Below are 603 nucleotides of genomic sequence, written 5' to 3'. Positions count from 1 at the left end.
ACGCTCGTGACTATGGGACCAGCGCCGTTTCCCTTGGTTATGTTCAAGAAGCCGTGTCTGACATCGAAGGAGCCGAGCTGATCCGCTTCCAGCAGGCGTTTTGGTGGGGACACCAAGACCTTTATGTCGTCAGCAAGCTCAATTAAGGAGCTTGCTGTACAAACCTCATGCGTCGCATGAGGAACGCGACGCCGGCGCCCCGCGCGGCGGCCCGTCTTCGCTGCCACAGGGTCAGGCCGATCTTGGCGTACGAATCTGGAAGTAATATTATGCCGTAAATAGCCTTTTGCGAGCAGCTATTGCCGTGGCATCTGGGTATGAAACCGTATTTATATTGACCGATGCGAAGCCAGCTCGAATTGGAAATGTCCAAGCGTCGGCCCCAAACTCGGTGTGCACCATGAAGTCATGTCCCGCTTGGTTCGAATCCCCGTGGTAACTTGGCGGAAGCCCCTCTCTGTCGCGCGTCAAACGACCGACAATTGTTGGGACAGTATAACATAGGCATCCATCTTCTGAGAGAACCCGTCCGCATTCCCGCAGAGCTTGAATCGGAAATGGCACGTGTTCCAGCGTATCGGAATGAATGACGAGATCAAACTG

1 protein-coding gene is annotated in these 603 nt (G+C 54.4%); it reads right to left on the bottom strand.

Annotated elements, in window-relative coordinates; genetic code table 11:
* Positions 1-267: 267 nt before the first annotated feature.
* Positions 268-603, bottom strand: a 336-nt coding sequence (locus ACWTU8_RS31950; protein WP_455851271.1) for a methyltransferase domain-containing protein, incomplete at its 5' end; no start/stop codon positions are given.

The organism is Mesorhizobium sp. BHbdii, assembly GCF_053848045.1.
The sequence above is the reverse complement of the archived record's forward strand: the minus strand, read 5'-3'. Positions and strand labels throughout refer to the sequence as shown.